This is a genomic window from Streptococcus sp. SK140 (assembly GCF_000259525.1).
Lineage (GTDB): Bacteria > Bacillota > Bacilli > Lactobacillales > Streptococcaceae > Streptococcus.
Window position 1 is genome coordinate 64,287 of sequence record NZ_AJML01000032.1, and the last position, 15,083, is coordinate 79,369.

General features: G+C 42.2%; 11 protein-coding genes. 4 read left to right on the plus strand and 7 right to left on the minus strand.

Translation table 11 applies throughout. The annotated features are described in order from the left end of the window. Positions 1-5 precede the first annotated feature (5 nt). From HMPREF1116_RS09070 to rpsL, 4 genes are all read right to left on the minus strand, one after another. A complete protein-coding gene (locus tag HMPREF1116_RS09070) occupies positions 6-4,400 on the minus strand; it encodes a PolC-type DNA polymerase III (protein WP_000108153.1) in 4,395 nt (1,464 codons plus the stop codon). A 113-nt stretch (positions 4,401-4,513) separates the two neighbouring features. Then, a complete protein-coding gene (fusA, locus tag HMPREF1116_RS09075) occupies positions 4,514-6,595 on the minus strand; it encodes an elongation factor G (protein ID WP_000090332.1) in 2,082 nt (693 codons plus the stop codon). Between the two features lie 277 nt (positions 6,596-6,872). Then, entirely contained in the window at positions 6,873-7,343 is a 471-nt protein-coding gene (rpsG, locus tag HMPREF1116_RS09080; protein ID WP_000087876.1) for a 30S ribosomal protein S7, read from the minus strand. Positions 7,344-7,362: 19 nt separating this feature from the next. Further along, positions 7,363-7,779 (minus strand): 30S ribosomal protein S12, encoded by a 417-nt coding sequence (gene rpsL / locus HMPREF1116_RS09085; protein WP_001142333.1) that lies wholly within the window; start codon positions 7,777-7,779, stop codon positions 7,363-7,365. A 342-nt stretch (positions 7,780-8,121) separates the two neighbouring features. On the opposite strand from rpsL, the gene HMPREF1116_RS09090 reads away from it, so the two are divergent. Then, the gene (locus HMPREF1116_RS09090; protein WP_000776713.1) at positions 8,122-8,562 is read left to right on the plus strand and encodes a LytTR family DNA-binding domain-containing protein; all 441 of its coding nucleotides are present in this window, start codon (positions 8,122-8,124) and stop codon (positions 8,560-8,562) included. Continuing rightward, entirely contained in the window at positions 8,559-9,017 is a 459-nt protein-coding gene (locus tag HMPREF1116_RS09095; RefSeq protein WP_000744349.1) for a DUF3021 domain-containing protein, read from the plus strand. The genes HMPREF1116_RS09090 and HMPREF1116_RS09095 overlap by 4 nt, the downstream gene beginning before the upstream one ends. 40 nt (positions 9,018-9,057) lie before the next feature. Here HMPREF1116_RS09095 and mutS read toward each other — a convergent pair whose 3' ends face one another. Together mutS and argR are read right to left on the minus strand one after the other, a co-directional pair. Next, positions 9,058-11,592, minus strand: coding sequence for a DNA mismatch repair protein MutS (mutS, locus tag HMPREF1116_RS09100; RefSeq protein ID WP_000206072.1), 2,535 nt, complete (start codon positions 11,590-11,592; stop codon positions 9,058-9,060). A gap of 47 nt (positions 11,593-11,639) precedes the next feature. Next, positions 11,640-12,086 (minus strand): arginine repressor, encoded by a 447-nt coding sequence (gene argR, locus HMPREF1116_RS09105; RefSeq protein WP_001231485.1) that lies wholly within the window; start codon positions 12,084-12,086, stop codon positions 11,640-11,642. 141 nt (positions 12,087-12,227) lie between these two features. Between argR and argS the strand changes: the two genes are divergently transcribed. Beyond that, positions 12,228-13,919 carry an arginine--tRNA ligase gene (argS, locus tag HMPREF1116_RS09110; protein WP_001093364.1) on the plus strand — a complete coding sequence of 564 codons (1,692 nt, stop codon included), beginning with the start codon at positions 12,228-12,230 and terminating at the stop codon, positions 13,917-13,919. A gap of 661 nt (positions 13,920-14,580) precedes the next feature. Then, a complete protein-coding gene (locus HMPREF1116_RS09115; RefSeq protein ID WP_000084856.1) occupies positions 14,581-14,829 on the plus strand; it encodes a hypothetical protein in 249 nt (82 codons plus the stop codon). Between the two features lie 32 nt (positions 14,830-14,861). Here the strand turns inward: HMPREF1116_RS09115 and HMPREF1116_RS09120 are convergent, their stop codons facing one another. After that, the gene (locus HMPREF1116_RS09120) at positions 14,862-15,071 is read right to left on the minus strand and encodes a hypothetical protein (protein ID WP_000040887.1); all 210 of its coding nucleotides are present in this window, start codon (positions 15,069-15,071) and stop codon (positions 14,862-14,864) included. Between the last annotated feature and the right edge of the window lie 12 nt (positions 15,072-15,083).

Below are 15,083 nucleotides of genomic sequence, written 5' to 3' on the forward strand. Positions count from 1 at the left end.
AACTATTAAAACAAATCATCAAACAAACTCAACTGGTTATCCTCTGGCATATTGCCGAGAATGCCCATTTCATCCATCTTTTCAACCAAGGTTGAGGAGAGTCCTCCACGCTTGCGTAACTCAGTTTTAGAGAGGAATTCTCCCTCTTGACGGGCACGAACCAATTGCTTGGCAACGTTCTCTCCTAGTCCATCCATAGCGACAAACGGCGGGATAAGGGTGTCTCCATCGATGATGAATTCAGTCGCATCACTGCGATAGAGGTCCAATTTGCCGAACTTAAAACCACGTTCCCACATCTCGTTGACAATTTCAAGAGTTGTATAGAGATCAATTTCCACATTAGAGGCTTCATTGTTCTTACGTTTTTCAGCAATTTCTTGCACCTTGCGTTTGATGGCATCCAAGCCTGCCCCCATAGTTTTGATATCAAAGGCCTTAGCACGGATGGAGAAGTAAGCACAGTAGTAATAAATCGGATGGTGAACCTTGAAGTAGGCTACACGCAAGGCCATCATAACGTAGGCTGCCGCATGGGCTTTAGGGAACATGTACTTGATTTTCCCACAAGATTCGATATACCATTCAGGTACATTGTTAGCCTTCATAGCCTCTATATAACCATTGCGCTCTTCTTCTGAGATTTTGAGCCACAAGCCCTTACGCACTCGCTCCATGATGGTAAAGGCCATCTTTGGATCAAGACCAGCGTGCATGAGGTAAACCATGATGTCATCCCGACACCCGATAACGGTTGAAAGGTCCGCAATCCCTGCCTTAATCAAGTCCTGGGCATTTCCCAACCATACATCGGTACCGTGAGACAGTCCAGAAAGCTGAAGTAACTCTGCAAAAGTCGTCGGATGGGTTTCATCCACCATGCCTCGAACAAAGTTAGTTCCAAACTCTGGAATACCAAGCATACCAGTTGAAGTTCCGATTTGTTCAGGCGTCACTCCCAGAATATCGGTACCCGAAAAGAGGGCCATGACACCAGGATCATCCATTGGGATATCATTTGGATCAATGCCTGACAAGTCCTGAAGTTTCCGAATCATGGTCGGATCATCATGACCCAGGACATCGAGTTTGAGGACGTTCTCATCGATATCGTGGAAGTTAAAGTGAGTAGTCTGCCATTCAGCAGTCACATCATCTGCAGGATACTGTACTGGTGTAAAGTCATAGACATCCATATAGTTAGGGATAACAACAATTCCCCCTGGGTGCTGACCAGTCGTCCGTTTGACACCGGCAGCTCCTTGAGCAAGGCGCTCCACTTCAGCCTCTCGGTAGAATTTGCCATAGTCACGCTCGTAACCCTTGACAAATCCATAGGCTGTCTTGGCAGCCACCGTACCTACCGTTCCTGCGCGGAAGGCATATTCTTCCCCAAAGATATCTCGAACATCCAAGTGGGCGCTTGGCTGATCTTCCCCTGAGAAGTTCAAATCGATATCGGGTACCTTGTCTCCATCAAAACCAAGGAAGGTCTCGAAAGGAATGTCCTGTCCATTCTTGCTGAGCTTGTGGCCACAGTTTGGACAGTCTTTATCTGGCATATCAAATCCTGAACCATAGGAACCATCCGTGATAAACTCACTGTACTGACACTGACCACAGACATAGTGAGGAGAGAGAGGATTAACCTCTGTAATCCCAATCATGGTCGCAACGAAACTAGATCCGACAGACCCACGAGAACCAACCAAGTAGCCTCGTTCGTTGGAACGGTGTACTAGCATCTGTGAAGCCAGATATATCACAGCGAAACCATTCCCCAGGATAGAAGTCAATTCCTTTTCAATCCGTAGATCAACGATATCTGGCAGTGGATTTCCATATATTTCAAAAGCTTTTTTATAGGTTAATTCGGCAACGGTTTCTTCGGCTTGGTCAATGAAAGGTGTATACAAATCACCTTTAACGACCTCAACAGGCTCAAAGATTTCTGCTAAAGAATTGGTATTTTCAATGACAATCTTACGAGCCAAATCTTCTCCTAGAAAGGCAAATTCATCCAACATTTCATTGGTTGTTCTAAAATGTGCCTTTGGTAGCGGAGCTGGTTGAGCAGCTTCTCCATGACCGATCGTTCGGTTAATCATGGCTCCCTGACCTAGACTTCGCACGATGATTTCTCGATAAATCTCATCCTCGGGTTCGAGATAGTGGACATTTCCTGTCGCAAGAACCGGCTTGCCGAGGCGATCTCCAACCTCTATCAAACTCTTGATGATGGTGTGGAGCTCCTCCATGTCCTTGACCTGCTCTTTGGCAATCAGAGGTGCATAGATAGCTGGAGGCATCACCTCGATAAAGTCATAGTATTTAGCCACTTCGACTGCCGCATCTACACCTTGTGACACGACTGCATCAAAGACTTCCCCTTCTGTACAGGCTGAACCTAAGATCAAACCTTCTCGATGGGCATCTAGCACCGTACGTGGAATCCGTGGAACTCCTTCAAAGTACTGAGTATTTGAAAGAGACACCAGTTTAAAGATATTTTTCAAGCCCACCTGATTTTTCACATAGATGGTCGCATGCTTGACACGAGCTTTTTTATATGAATCTGGACTGATTAAATCAAGGTTTAATCGTGCTAAGTCCGTCACACCGTGTTTTTCTGCTACTTCTTTGATAAAGATAAAGAGCAGACGGCCAGTTGCTTCCGCATCATAGTTGGCCATATGGTGGTGTTCTAGAGCTACACCAAAACGTTTGGTCAAGGGTCCCAAACCATGTCGCTTGTACTCTGGATAGAGATTTCTAGCGAACTCTAGCGTATCGACGACAGGTTGAGTAATTTTTGGCAGACCGTGACGCTCATAGTTGGCATTCATAAAGCCAACGTCAAAGCTTGCATTATGGGCTACAAGAACTGTATCTTTACAGAATTCTTGGAATTCTTTCAGAACTTGAACCAAGGGTTTAGCATTTTTTACATGGTCATCCGTAATTCCTGTCAATTCCGTAGTAAAGGCTGACAAGGGATGCCCTGGATTGATAAATTCATCAAATTCAGCAATGATATTGCCCTTATACATCTTGGAAGCCGCCACCTGAATCAAGTCATTATAGATAGCTGATAGACCTGTCGTTTCCACGTCAAAGACTACATAGGTAGCTTCAGAGAGGTTCATCTCAACTTCGTTATAGACGATAGGAACACGGTCTTCAACGATATTGGCTTCCATCCCATAAATGAGCTGAATACCAGCTTTCTTGGCTGCCTTATAACCATGAGGGAATGACTGCACATTGCCGTGGTCTGTGATTGCCACTGCTTTGTGGCCCCACTTAGCAGCTGTCGCAATGAGTTCTTCAACTTCAGGCAAAGCATCCATAGTCGACATATTGGTATGGGCATGAAACTCAACACGACGCTCACCCTCTGGCATCAAGTCTTTACGTTCATAGTGAACAACTTCCTGCACATCTTGCACATTCATGGTCAAATCTCGCGTGAAATTATTGACCTCAACATTCCCACGAACACGGAGCCAAGAATTCTTCTTGATCATGTCAAACTTCTGCGCTTCCTCTTCATTCTTGACCCATTTTTGCATAGAAAAACTAGAAGTATAGTCCGTTATCTTGAAGTTAATCAAGACACGACCCGTTCTAGTCACCTTATGCTCAACATCAAAGACAACTCCTTCAAAAACCAATCTATTTTCTTCGGTATTGACCTCGATCATAGGAGTAATTTCTGCCTTGTCAAGTTTAGGCTTAGCAGCTGCCTTCTTGGCTTGAAAATCAAAGACAGGTTTGTCCTCAACTGGAGGAGGCGGGGCCATCTGTTCTAACTGTTCCATAGCCCGAAGAGTTTCTTCATTGGCTGCTTGGATAATCATTTGATTTTCCGTCTGGAAGGCTTCTTGTTCTTCCCTTGTCAGCTCTTCATTTTTTTCTAAGATGCAAGAAAGTTTAGGAAAACCAAAAAATTCCAGCTGTTTGCTAAGATTTGGCAGATGATTTTTCCTAAAATGCTCTGTATCTGCAGCTTCAGAGGCTTCAATAATCAACTGATCATTTTCAAAGCGAACTTGAAAATTCTGATAAATAGAACGAAAACCTTGACTAGCACAAGGTCCTTCCGAAAAAGCCTCTCGATAGTAGGCTTGTAAAAGTTCTCTAGAAAAATCTTGATTTCTCGTTTTAATCTCAAAACTAGCCTGATTTCCTGTTTTTGAGAATTCATCCTTCAAACCTCTTTTCAACTCTAGAAAAAGTTCAAAAGGCAAGATATTTTCAAAAACAAAACGAAACTCCCAAACTTTGCTTCGTTTATGAACAATAACTTGTTCTATTTCAGCCTGAAAGAAGGCCTCATGATTTCTCATTTCAGCGGGTATTCCCAACTGATTCATTAAAATTTCAAAAGTGGTTGACATCCATTTTCCTCACAATATACTCCTTCTATTTTACCATATTTGAGGCACTTTTACCTATTTCTACCAAACAGAAAAAGAAGCCACAAAGTGACTTCTTTTAAAGTGACGGTGAATTATTCTTCACCTTTGTTTTTCTTAATGATTTCTTCTTGTACTGACTTAGGTACATCTTCGTAGTGGTCAAATACCATCATAAATGTACCACGTCCTTGTGATGCAGAACGAAGAACTGTTGCGTAACCAAACATTTCAGCAAGTGGAACGTAAGCACGAACGATTTGGCTGTTACCGTGTGCTTCCATACCATCTACACGTCCACGACGAGCAGTTACGTGACCCATAACATCACCAAGGTTTTCTTCTGGAACAGTGATTGTTACAAGCATCATTGGTTCAAGGATAGCTGGTTGTGCAGTCTTAGCAGCTTCTTTAAGTGCAAGAGATGCAGCGATCTTGAAGGCAGTTTCAGATGAGTCGACATCGTGGTATGAACCATCGTAAAGCTTAGCTTTAACGTCAACCATTGGGTAACCAGCAAGAACACCGTTAGCCATAGATTCTACCAAACCTTTTTCAACCGCTGGGATAAATTCACGAGGAACCACACCACCGACGATTGCGTTTTCGAATTCGAATCCTTTTCCTTCTTCGTTTGGAGTAAATTCAATCCATACATCACCGAACTGACCTTTACCACCAGACTGACGTTTGAAGAATCCACGTGCTTGAGTAGAAGCGCGGAATGTTTCACGGTAAGATACTTGAGGAGCACCTACGTTCGCTTCAACTTTGAACTCACGACGCATACGGTCAACAAGGACGTCAAGGTGAAGCTCACCCATACCAGAGATAACTGTTTCACCAGTTTCAACGTTTGTTTCAACGCGGAATGTTGGATCTTCTTCAGCCAATTTTTGAAGGGCGATACCCATCTTGTCTTGGTCTGCTTTAGATTTAGGTTCAACCATCAATTGGATAACTGGTTCTGGAACGTTGATTGACTCAAGGATGATTTTAGCTTTTTCATCTGTCAACGAGTCACCAGTTGTAGTGTCTTTCAAACCAACGGCAGCAGCGATATCACCTGAGTAAACAGTGTCGATTTCTTGACGGCTGTTAGCGTGCATTTGAAGGATACGTCCGATACGTTCACGTTTACCTTTAGAAGTGTTCAATACGTAAGAACCTGATTGAAGAACACCTGAGTAAACACGGAAGAATGTCAAACGACCTACGAATGGGTCAGTCATGATCTTGAAGGCAAGAGCTGCAAATGGCTCTTCATCAGATGCTGGACGAGTTTCTTCTTCATCTGTATCTGGGTTGATACCTTTGATCGCTGGGATGTCAAGTGGGCTTGGAAGGTAGTCGATAACCGCATCAAGCATCAATTGAACACCTTTGTTCTTGAAGGCAGAACCACACAATACTGGGAAGAATTCAACGTTGATAGTCGCTTTACGGATACCAGCTTTCAATTCTTCGTTAGTGATTTCTTCACCTTCGAGGTATTTCATCATCAATTCTTCATCAGTTTCAGCAACTGCTTCGATCAATTTTTCACGGTACTCTTGAGCTTGGTCAAGGTATTCAGCTGGAATGTCTTCTTCAAGGATATCTGTACCAAGGTCATTAGTATAGATTTCAGCTTTCATCTTGATCAAGTCGATGATCCCACGGAAGTCATCTTCAGCACCGATTGGCAATTGAATTGGGTGTGCATTTGCTTGAAGACGATCGTGAAGTGTGCTTACTGAGTAAAGGAAGTCAGCACCGATTTTGTCCATTTTGTTTGCAAATACGATACGAGGAACTCCGTACTCAGTTGCTTGACGCCAAACTGTTTCAGTTTGAGGCTCAACACCTGATTGTGAGTCAAGAACTGTAACCGCACCGTCCAATACACGAAGAGAACGTTGTACTTCGATTGTGAAGTCCACGTGTCCTGGTGTGTCGATGATGTTTACGCGGTGGTTGTTCCATTGAGCTGTTGTCGCAGCAGATGTGATAGTGATACCACGTTCTTGCTCTTGCTCCATCCAGTCCATTTGTGACGCACCTTCGTGAGTTTCACCGATTTTGTGGATTTTACCAGTGTAGTAAAGGATACGCTCAGTTGTAGTTGTTTTACCAGCATCGACGTGAGCCATGATACCGATATTACGAGTTTTTTCAAGTGAAAATTCGCGTGCCATGAGGTTTGTTTCTCCTATATTTTTTTATTTCTATTCTATTATAACACGATTTAATAAAAACGGATAGGCAGGACCTACCCGTTCTCAATGTTTTCATGTTATTGTTGGCTTCAACTTGCGGAATGGTAAGCTGAGTTGTACTCGAGCTAAAGTTAATTAGCCGATTTGAGCCGGAACGGGATGCTGTGTGAAAAAGATAAACTTCCTTGTATTCGTCGAATACTGCGCCAGTTTCCTATTTTCACTTTGCATCCTTGCCGTTCCTAGCATCATGATTTTACCAACGGAAGTGTGCGAAGGCACGGTTAGCTTCAGCCATACGGTGAGTGTCTTCACGTTTCTTAACTGCTGCACCAGTGTTGTTAGCAGCATCCAAGATTTCTTTTGCAAGACGATCTTGCATTGTGTGTTCACCACGAAGGCGAGCGATTGTTACCAACCAACGAAGTCCAAGTGTTGTACGACGTTCTGGACGAACTTCAACTGGGACTTGGTAGTTAGAACCACCAACACGACGTGCACGTACTTCAAGTACAGGCATGATGTTTTCCATAGCTGTTTCAAATACTTCAAGTGCATCGTTACCAGTAACTTCTTTGATTTGTTCAAAAGCACCGTAAACGATTGAAGCAGCTGTACCACGTTTACCGTCAAGCATAACGCGGTTGATAAGACGAGTAACTAATTGTGAATTGTAAAGCGGATCTGGCAATACGTCACGTTTTGGAGCTCTATTTTTACGACTCATTTCTCTTTATCCCCTTTCCTTATGCTTTTTTCGGACGTTTAGTACCGTATTTAGAACGGCCTTGTTTACGATCGTTAACACCTGCAGTATCAAGTGCACCACGGACGATATGGTAACGTACCCCTGGAAGGTCTTTTACACGTCCACCGCGAAGAAGCACCACACTGTGCTCTTGCAAGTTGTGTCCGATACCTGGGATGTAGGCAGTAACTTCGATAAGGTTGCTCAAACGTACACGAGCAAATTTACGAAGGGCAGAGTTAGGTTTTTTAGGTGTCATTGTCCCAACACGAGTTGCAACACCACGTTTTTGTGGTGAAGAAACGTTTGTTTGAACTTTTTTATGACTGTTGTAACCAACGTTCAAAGCTGGTGATTTAGATTTTTCTACTTTTGATTTACGCGGTTTGCGAACCAATTGGTTAATTGTAGGCATCTACATTCTCCTGTGTTTTTTTATTTTTGGTGATGATACACTTGGTGACAGCTATCATCTGTGTGTACTTTTGCAACATTTGTCAGCACGTCCCTGTACACTCTTGAGAGACCAAAAGTAAAAAGTACCGTCTATTATTGTACCACGTTTTTTCTATTTTTGTCAATATATTTCTTCTTATTTTTTGACTTCTTTACTCTAAAAATTCTATGAAAACGGTCACCTGCCAGATAGACTCTTCAACCGACCACATAGACAAAGCTTCTTGTAATTGTCTAAAAAATGGTGTTTAATAGATTTGTAAGCAAGAGATCTCTATTACAAATTTATAAAGGAGAAATTATGAAACTCAGACTTGATATTGATCAGCAATACACCGAAGAGCGAATCATCATAGAAGCACCATCTTTGTCCCCTAGAGTTCAAAAAGTTCAAGACTTTGTTCAATCACTGGATCAAAACGAAACTCTTAAAGGAAAATTCCAAGACCAGGTCTACTTGATTCAGATTAGTAAAATTCAACGTATATATATTGAAAATCGCAAGGTCTTAGCCGAGACTGATCAGCAGACATATACTCTTGATATCCGTCTCTACCAAGCAGTTGACATTTTGCCTGCTTCCTTTATCCAAATTTCCCAATCGGAAATTGTCAACATCGATGCTATTAGTCATCTAAAACTAACCTCTAACGGCTTGATTGAAATCTATCTAAAAAATGACAGTTTCACCTACTCATCTCGCCGTTACCTCAAAACTATTAAGGAGAAATTAGAACTATGAAAAAACAACTATTTCACGATGCCACAACTGGTATCCTCATCGGCCTCATCCTATCTATTATCTTTTCTTTTATCTTTTCACCAAGCAACTACGCACCACTTAGCCCCAACTCTTTGATTGGCCAATTCATGATCCAACAACAGGTACATGGCGCTCTAGTTTTGCTCTACTGTTCTATCATCTGGGCAGCTATCGGAGTCCTCTTTAGTTTTGGTAGCCGTCTCTTTGCCAAAGACTGGAGCCTTCTTCGTGCTACTGTCACTCACTTCTTCCTCATGCTATTAGGTTTTGTTCCTCTAGCAATTCTGGCAGGTTGGTTTCCACTTCGCTGGACTTTCATCCTTCAACTCATCCCAGAGTTTGCCATCGTCTATCTCATCATCTGGGCGATTCTCTATAAAAGAGAATCAAAGAAGGTTGCCCACATCAACCAATTATTGGCTCAGAAGAAATAATGCAACAGAAACCCACTCATAGGACTGAGTGGGTTTTTGCTTATAATTTTTGCTTCCATTCTAACAAGAGGTTCATGGCCTGCATCGGTGTCATATTGTACACATCTACTTTAGCCAATTCTGCTAGGATAGGATTTTCTTCCGCCGAGTCAAATAGGGAAATTTGTTCAGAGACTGCATGTATTTGTTTCATTGGAGCAGGACTTTCCTGACCTTGACTCTCTAATTGAGTTAAAATTTCATCTGCTCTTTTCAGCAAGTCTGCTGGCAAACCTGCAATCTTAGCGACGTGAATCCCGTATGATTTATCAGCTGGTCCTGGTTCTATCTTATGAAGGAAGGTAACCTGTCCATTTTGCTCAAGCGTAGCCACGTGAACGTTAACCAGATGTCCCAGACTAGTCTCCAAACTAGTCAATTCATGGTAATGAGTCGCAAAAAGAGTCTTGGCTCCAATATGCTCATGGATGTACTCTATGATGGCCTGAGCCAAGGCCATGCCATCATAGGTTGCCGTTCCGCGTCCTAGCTCATCAAAGAGAATGAGAGATTTCTCAGTCGCATGCGCAATGGCATTATTGGCTTCCATCATCTCTACCATAAAGGTGGACTGACCTGAAACCAAGTCATCTGCCGCCCCGATACGAGTAAAAATTGCATCAAAGATTGGCAAGTGAGCACTTTCTGCTGGCACATAAGAACCCAGCTGGGCCATAACTGCTGTCATAGCTAGCTGACGCATATAGGTTGACTTCCCGCTCATATTAGGCCCTGTAATCAGCTGGATGCTAGTATCTTCACCCATTTGGATACTATTGGGAATATAGGTTTGGGCTCCCATGACCTTCTCAACGACAGCGTGACGACCTTTTTGAATGTCAATTCGCGAATCCTGACCAAACTCTGGACGGATCAAGTGTTGATTTTCTGCTACTACCGCTAGTCCTTGTAAGACATCGACAGTAGCGATTCCTTGGGCCAGGGCTTGTAGACGTTGGATATACTTACCAACTTCTTCACGGATACGCATAAAGATTTCATATTCAAGGCTGGCTGACTTCTCACGCGCCTCTAGCATTTCTCCCTCGATACGCGCCAACTCCTCTGTCCCAAAACGCTCAGAGTTTTTCAACGTAGCCTTACGGAAAAAGTGGGCTGGTACATTTCCTAGCTGCGAGTTTGTGACATGGAAATAGTAGCCATCCTTTTTATTGTAATCAATCTTGAGCGTACTGATGCCAGAGTTTTCTCTTTCCTTAGCCTCAATTTCAGCAATCCAGCTGGTTCCTTCTCTCAGTACCCGACGATACTTGTCCAAGGTCTCATCAAAGCCCGTCCGAATAATACCACCTTCGGTAATCACATGTGGAGCCTCTGGGGCAATGGCTGCGCTAATAAGACTTTCCAATTCAGGAATAGCATCTAGTTGTTCAATTAGATAGGCAAGCGCTGGTTGCTGCATTCCCTCCAAGATTGCTCGAATCCGAGGAACGCTCCCCAAGGTAGTCGCTAGCTGCAAGAGGTCTTTAGGATTGCTTTTCCCAAAAGAGACTCGACTTGCCAGACGTTCGATATCGTAGACTCCCTTGAGGCTTTCTGTCAAATCACCACGCTCAAAGAAATAATCCAGAAAGACCTGTACAACCTCCTGACGTTCAAGGATACGATCCTTGTCAATCAAGGGACGGTGGATCCAAGAGCGCAAAAGACGCATTCCCATGGCAGTCTTAGTCTCATCCAGCAACCAGAAAAGACTCCCTTGTTTCTTGCCAGAACGAGCATTTTCTACTAGATCTAAACTAGCCTTGGTTGCATAATCCATCTGCAAGAAATCCTTAATTTCATAACGGACAACTGGCTTCAAGTGATTCAACTCTCTCATCTGAGTCCGATGAACATACTGAAGAAGCTTACTGCTGGCAGCTTGTTCAATAGGCGCCAAGCGTGGATCCAGTAGATGTACGTCTTCAAATGATTCTTGCTCATAGGAAAGCACCAAATTCATTTGACGGCTGAGAATCTGTTCTTCCTCTTCAGTTAAGGCATAGCCGATGACAACTTCTCTTGCCTTAAGATTTCGGATTTCACCACAGACCAGGGTAAAATCCAATAAACCTGTCACATAGAAATCACCCGTCACTAAGTCCATGTATGCCAAACCAAATTGCTGACCGTCACGGTCGATAGCCACCAAAAAGTTGTTTTGACTATCTGGTTTACTACTATCGACGACTGTACCAGGGGTAATCACCTGCACAACCTCGCGCTTAACAACCCCTACTACCTGCTTAGGATCCTCCATCTGCTCAGCAATGGCAACCTTGTAGCCACGCTCCACTAGGACATCAATATACTGTTGTGCTGAGTGATAAGGAACTCCAGCCATGGGAATAGGATTGTCAGCATTCTTATTGCGACTGGTTAGTGAGATTTCTAGTATCTGGGCAGCATTAACTGCATCTTCGTAAAACAACTCATAAAAATCACCCATACGAAAGAGCAAAAAAGCATCTGGATATTGTTTTTTTATATCCACATACTGTTGCATGCCAGGTGATAATTTTTCTGTCGTCATCCATTCTCTCCTTGTTAAAAATAGTCTTGAGAGAGACTCCCAAGACCTTATCTATCCTTCATCAAATCTAACAAACGATCTTCCATGAGTTTAGCGACATGCTGATCTCGGCAGATGACCAAGAGAGTATTGGCACCCGCAACTGTTCCTAAAATCCATTCATCCTTGTTGGCATCGACAACATTGGCTAAAACTGCTGCTTCACCCAATTTAGTGTGCAAAACTAAGGTAAACTCAGCTCTTGCTACACCTTCCAAATGATGGGATAAAAACTCAACCAGGTCAATCTTCTCTGTCTCATTTGCTAGTACGTAGTAGACCTTATCATTTTTCTTAACCTTGGTCAAGCCCAGTTCGCGAAGGTCACGCGACAATGTCGTTTGCGTCACAAAAACATTGCGTGCTTCTAACCGATCCTGGATCTCTTTTTGAGTCCCTAATTTTTCCTCAGTGATCATTTGTTTGATTAACTGATGGCGTTCTCTTTTTCTCATAACATCCTCTCGAGTGAATATTTATAACATTTTCAACTATTTAATAAGAACATTATACCAAAAAAACCGAATATTTCAAAAAAATTCTTATCATTCCTCAAAATTATGATAAAATAGAAGAAAAGTCCAAAGGAGTTTATAATGAATACAAAACAATTGATCGCTAGCGAACTGGCTAGTGTCATTGAGAGCCTGGATCAAGAGGCTATTTTAAATTTACTAGAACAACCCAAAAACTCTGATATGGGAGACATCGCCTTCCCTGCCTTTACTCTAGCAAAAGTTGAGAGAAAAGCTCCACAAATGATTGCAGCAGATATCGCTGAAAAAATCAATAGCCAAGCCTTTGAAAAAGTCGTCGCTACTGGACCTTATGTTAACTTCTTCCTTGATAGAAATGCCATTTCTGCTCAAGTATTACAAGCTGTTATCACTGAAAAAGAACACTATGCTGACCAAAATATTGGTAAACAAGAAAATGTTGTTATCGACATGTCTAGTCCCAATATTGCTAAGCCATTCTCTATTGGTCACCTCCGCTCAACTGTTATCGGAGATAGCTTGTCACATATTTTCCAAAAAATCGGTTATCAAACAGTCAAGGTCAACCATTTAGGAGACTGGGGTAAACAGTTTGGAATGCTGATTGTTGCCTACAAAAAATGGGGCGATGAAGAAGCTGTAAAAGCTCATCCGATTGATGAACTTCTTAAACTCTACGTTCGCATCAATGCTGAAGCTGAAAATGACCCTAGCTTGGATGAAGAAGCACGCGAATGGTTCCGTAAACTTGAAAATGGAGACGAGGAAGCTCTCGCACTTTGGCAATGGTTCCGTGATGAAAGTTTGGTGGAATTTAACCGCCTTTACAATGAATTGAAGGTTGAATTCGACAGCTACAACGGGGAAGCCTTCTACAATGACAAGATGGATGCAGTTGTAGACATCCTTTCTGAAAAAGGACTTTTGGTCGAATCAGAAGGTGCCCAAGTCGTGAATCTTGAAAAATATGGAATTGAACACCCAGCTCTTATCAAGAAATCTGACGGTGCAACTCTCTACATCACACGTGACTTGGCAGCTGCCCTTTACCGTAAAAACGAATACCAATTTGCTAAATCTATCTACGTCGTTGGTCAAGAGCAATCTGCTCACTTTAAACAACTCAAGGCTGTCTTGCAAGAGATGGGTTACGATTGGAGTCAAGATATTGTCCATGTTCCTTTTGGATTGGTAACAAAAGAAGGCAAGAAACTCTCTACTCGTAAAGGGAATGTTATCTTACTAGAGCCTACTGTCGCAGAAGCCATCAGCCGTGCCAAAGCGCAAATCGAAGCTAAAAATCCGGAACTTGAAAATAAAGACCAGGTTGCTCATGCTGTTGGAGTTGGAGCCATTAAATTCTATGACCTTAAAACTGACCGTACAAATGGATACGACTTCGACCTTGAAGCTATGGTATCCTTTGAAGGCGAAACTGGTCCTTATGTTCAATACGCCTATGCTCGTATCCAATCCATCTTGCGCAAAGCCGATTTCAAACCAGAAACAGGTGCCAACTATAGCTTGAATGATCCTGAAAGCTGGGAAATTATTAAACTCATCCAAGATTTCCCACGTATTATCAACCGTGCGGCGGATAACTTTGAACCTTCTATCATTGCTAAATTTGCAATTAGCTTAGCGCAAGCCTTCAACAAATATTACGCTCACACTCGTATCTTGGATGAAAGTCCAGAACGCGACAGTCGTTTAGCCCTCAGCTATGCAACTGCAGTTGTCCTCAAAGAAGCACTTCGTTTGTTGGGTGTAGAAGCACCAGAGAAGATGTAATTCGTTACAAGAGACTGGAACTAAAGTTCCTAGTCTCTTGACGGCAATCGCTATCGGGCGATTTGCCTAAACGCCTTACTAATGCATCCAAATAATTAATATCGACTTATTTGGATGCATGTCGTGATCTTAAAGTTACTGGAATTAAAGTTCCTAATTGTTAGACGCTAGCTGCTTTTATGCGGACTAGCTAACTGCTTCACTAGTCATGTTCTCTAAATATAATCGATTTAGAGAACATGACATCGTAACTATGGCGAATTGCCTAAACGCTTCACTAATTCACCTAACCAAATAATATCGATTTGGTTAGGCTCATGTCGTAGGCTTTTAATCACTTTATTGTAATGCAGTCTAAGTAACTAACGCCAAATCCTATTCAGAGTTTGGCTAGGCGCTTCACTAGTCTTTCGATAGAAATATTATCGATTTCTACCGAAAGACGTCTCAATCTTAAAGTTACGGGATTACAGAGCGATTTAAGCAACCAATCCTAAACCTCTAGGACTTTTATTTGGTACTAGGGGCGGAGTGCATTACATCTACTATTTTAGATTAGCGATCACTTGCCTAATTTCTATATTGTCATTACTTGAAAAGCGAAAAATCTTTTTCGCTTTTCTCTTGCTATTAATTTCTTTATCACTTAGGGAGAGATTTTATGAGCCAATATGCTTATATTTTAGTTGTCATCAGTCTTGTCGCTCTTTTTCTCATCAACAAATACGAAAAGGAAAAACTACAAAGACTTCTACAAGAACAGCTGTTAAAGGATGAATCTTTTCGCGCTACTATCAAGGAAAAGATTCAAACAACAGAAAACATCAACGATGTCATCGACTACATCAATAAGGGATATCGTTTGGGAATCATGATTTCAAAGGAAATTGTTGAAGACATCAGAAAATGAAAAAGGATTCGAGATGCATTTCTCGAGTCTTTTTATTTATTTCTGACAGCTAAGATTTCTACCAGGATAACAATCCCTAAGGATACCATGGTTCCAAATGGTGCTGCATCTTCATCAAAAATTTTCTCAGAGAACAGTAGCAGAGCAATCGCTAATAGTAGCAAAGCACTGCATAGCATAATATCCTTGAAGCTTGGTTTGCGTTTTATATACTTTAAAAATGATTTCTGTAGTTTACTCATTTCGATTGTCCC

Coding starts and splice junctions, on each gene's coding strand:
- HMPREF1116_RS09070 (WP_000108153.1), bottom strand. CDS start 4,400: ATGTCAACCACTTTTGAAATTTTAATGAATCAGTTGGGAATACCCGCT.
- fusA (WP_000090332.1), bottom strand. CDS start 6,595: ATGGCACGCGAATTTTCACTTGAAAAAACTCGTAATATCGGTATCATG.
- rpsG (WP_000087876.1), bottom strand. CDS start 7,343: ATGAGTCGTAAAAATAGAGCTCCAAAACGTGACGTATTGCCAGATCCG.
- rpsL (WP_001142333.1), bottom strand. CDS start 7,779: ATGCCTACAATTAACCAATTGGTTCGCAAACCGCGTAAATCAAAAGTA.
- HMPREF1116_RS09090 (WP_000776713.1), top strand. CDS start 8,122: ATGAAACTCAGACTTGATATTGATCAGCAATACACCGAAGAGCGAATC.
- HMPREF1116_RS09095 (WP_000744349.1), top strand. CDS start 8,559: ATGAAAAAACAACTATTTCACGATGCCACAACTGGTATCCTCATCGGC.
- mutS (WP_000206072.1), bottom strand. CDS start 11,592: ATGACGACAGAAAAATTATCACCTGGCATGCAACAGTATGTGGATATA.
- argR (WP_001231485.1), bottom strand. CDS start 12,086: ATGAGAAAAAGAGAACGCCATCAGTTAATCAAACAAATGATCACTGAG.
- argS (WP_001093364.1), top strand. CDS start 12,228: ATGAATACAAAACAATTGATCGCTAGCGAACTGGCTAGTGTCATTGAG.
- HMPREF1116_RS09115 (WP_000084856.1), top strand. CDS start 14,581: ATGAGCCAATATGCTTATATTTTAGTTGTCATCAGTCTTGTCGCTCTT.
- HMPREF1116_RS09120 (WP_000040887.1), bottom strand. CDS start 15,071: ATGAGTAAACTACAGAAATCATTTTTAAAGTATATAAAACGCAAACCA.